At 56.3% G+C, this 3,122-nt stretch carries 2 protein-coding genes; both read right to left on the bottom strand.

Going from position 1 to position 3,122, the window contains the following annotated elements:
- Nucleotides 1-908: ROK family protein (locus tag RMSM_RS26800; protein ID WP_008704219.1), on the bottom strand; the 908-nt coding region annotated here is incomplete at its 3' end.
- 528 nt (nucleotides 909-1,436) lie between these two features.
- Nucleotides 1,437-3,068, bottom strand: coding sequence for a sulfatase family protein (locus tag RMSM_RS26795; protein WP_040769530.1), 1,632 nt, complete (start codon nucleotides 3,066-3,068; stop codon nucleotides 1,437-1,439).
- Nucleotides 3,069-3,122: the final 54 nt, after the last annotated feature.

Raw genomic sequence — 3,122 nt, 5'->3', positions numbered from 1 at the left:
TCTGAGATTTTGGACAAAAACCGCTTGCCGATACAGCAGTTCGCTCCGCCAAAGTCCATGGCGCCACCGAGCACCACAGAGCCAGGGTCAAGGGTGTGAATCAGCGTCGTTATTCCGATGCCCAACCAGCGGGCGGTGTCATCGACGATTTCAAGCGCCAACGCATCGCCCTCTTTCGCAGCTTCATAGACACGTTTGGCGGTCAATTCGCTATCGCCGCCGCCAAGTAGACCGCTGAGTGAACTCTTGGCCCCCTCGGTCAACCGTTGCCGAGTCCGCTGGACCACCGCACTGGCCGACGCATAGGCCTCGAGTTGGCCGCGTCCGCCACCCCATACACACAGCTGGGCGGTAGGCGAAGGATCGACGATGATGTGACCACATTCGCTACCAAAACTGTTTGTGCCGTTGACCAATTCACCCTCGATAATGATCCCGCCCCCGACCCCGGTGCCAAGCGTCAGCAGCAGCATCGATTGGTCATTTCGGCCGCTACCGAGCCAGAATTCGCCGTACGCAGCGGCATTGGCGTCGTTCAAGAACGAAACAGGCCGCTCAAGCATCTTTCCGATCGAGTCACGGATTGGAAAGTCCCACCAACTCGGTAGCTGAGGCGGTGCGACAAGGTAACCGGTCGACAGATCCATCGGTCCGGGTGCCCCCAATCCCACTCGCCGCACCTTGTCCGAGATGCCAAGTTGGCCTTCGATGTCTTGAATCACCGCCGCGATTCGCTGCGTTGCTGCCGTGGGACCTTCGGATTCGCGCGTCGGCAACCGTTCAAACGCCAATGTGTGCCCTTCGTCATCGACCAACCCAATCTTGATCGAGGTACCACCGATATCAATGCCCCAGAAAAAGGGCGCCGTGGCGTCGGAAATATCGGTAATGTTTGGGGTATCAGACATGGCACGATCGTGTGATAGTTGGAATTCGCAGTTCGCAGCGCAGTATAAGAAGGGGGACAAATTGCCACAACGGACAACTGTCCCTGGCCACCTGTGATCTCGCATGCGGATCTCATCCACGTCCTAAGCAGCTAGTCAGAAGTCTTTCCGTATTATTAGCCGCTTTGACGCTAGCGGCTTGTTGATTTGGTGAGCCGCTCGCGCGTCAGCGGCCGAGTTCCACGCATTACCCGGTGCCTTACGGCCCTCGGCTCACCGATGCGATTTGCATTTCCATTAAATCAGCAGGCCGCTAGCGCCCAAACGGCTAACGGGATTTCACCCCATGGTTCCTGACTACCTGCTTAACCCACCGCGTAAGGACCTTGTTGCAAGGGCCATGCCAGATCAGTGCAAACGGTGGCCATTTCGCCTTGGACTTGAACCGGTAAGACATTTCCCAATCGTGTCCGCTGATCCGGCATACGAAAAAACGCGGTGGCTTGCTAAGAGACCGCGACGATTGATAGCAACGCCACACTTCGTCTGCTACTTCTTTTTCTTCCGCACGTATGGCTTCGTAAACTCGGCGGACTCGAAAATCACGTTGTCCGACACCCGTGGATCCGCTGTCCGTTTGAGCTCGGACATCAATCGTGACTCAAGCTGCTGGCGGATCGGTTGCGACTCGGGATTGTCGGCGAGGTTTTTCATACAGTGCGGATCTTTCTGGACATCATACAGTTCGACTCGCGGACGTCGGGCGAAGGCAAAATCGAACAACTTGGGATCCGAATCGCGATGCGTCACAATCCAAGTTTTGGTGGGACTGCCATCCATGTCGCGAAAACCAACCATGGTGTCTTCTCGCCATTGGGCAACGTTCGGCATCCGCGTGGCAGGTTCACCGTAGCCGGGCGCCGATCCCATCGGCCACCGCTCCGGTGCAAAGTTGATGATCAACAAATGTTGATCGGTACGAATCGCCCGTTGAGGATAAGGTGTAAAATCAGGCTGAGCAGCGGCAACGTGCCGTTCACGTCCGGTGAAGACGGCGTCGCGTTTTGCATCAACCAAGCCCGACTTTTCACTCTCGAGTACTGGGATCAACGATTTCGCCGTCATCGTGTTGGGAATCGAAACACCAGCCGCTTCTAAAAACGTAGGGGCAAGGTCCGGCAGCGAGACGAAATCATCCACCACGCGGCCTTGCTTTTTCATTCCCGCAGGCCAACGAATCGCCAGCGGAACGTGGGTGCCAAAGTCATACAAATTACATTTGCCTCGGGTGACGCCGGGGAAACCATGGTCGCCGCTGACCACCAGGATCGTGTTGTCGTAGACACCCAGTCGCTTCAGTTCGTTGATGATCACCCCCAGCCCCGCGTCAAACGCTTGTATTTCGCCAAAGTAATCGGCAAAGTCTTCGCGGACGACGGGAACATCGGGTAGGTACGGCGGGATCTTTCCGGCAAAGTCGTCGGGGTTGATGCCCCACAGCTTCTCACCGCTGCCGGCAACCCATTTGCGATGACAATTGGTCGGTCCAAAAAAGTAACAAAACGGTGCTTCGCCATCGACTTTTTGATCTCCGTTTGGATCGAGGAACGACAGCAAATTGCCGCGAACTTCGTCCAGCAAATCTGCCTTGCGAGCATCCGGATCATCGCCCTTCATTGCATTCTGCGAAAAACCATTGAACTTGCGGCCAGAGCGATTGAACCCACGTGCAGACCCGCCATGCGGTGCATCGACCGGCGTGCCGGGGCTCCAGACTTTGTACGTGTGACCGATCCGGTAACCGGCAGACTCCAACAACAGCGGATACGAGGGAATATCAAAATCCCACTCAGCTCCTTGCAGAATCGATGCCGAACCACATCGCCAGAAATGTTGGCCGGATAACAACGAACTGCGGCATGGTGTACATGATGGGGCACTGACGAACGCACGCGTGAACAACACGCCTTGCTCGGCAACCGAATCAAAATGAGGTGTCGAGACAAGGTCATCTAGGCCGCCGGGATTCAAGCGACCATACGCACTGGCGTGACATCCCCAGTCGTCGGCAAACGCCATCACGATGTTGGGACGCTCTGCGGCACGGCTGAACGAGGGGATGCCGAGCGACGAGATCACGCTAAACAAAGCGAGCGACAAAAGGGGGAGCAGTCGATTCATGGTCAACAGAGTCTGGGAGAGCGAGGGAAGAAACGAAACGAGGTCGCAAAAAGG

The sequence above is a fragment of the Rhodopirellula maiorica SM1 genome, from assembly GCF_000346295.1.
GTDB lineage: Bacteria > Planctomycetota > Planctomycetia > Pirellulales > Pirellulaceae > Novipirellula > Novipirellula maiorica.
Note: the sequence above shows the minus strand (reverse complement) of the source record. Positions and strands in the feature narration are given on the sequence as shown.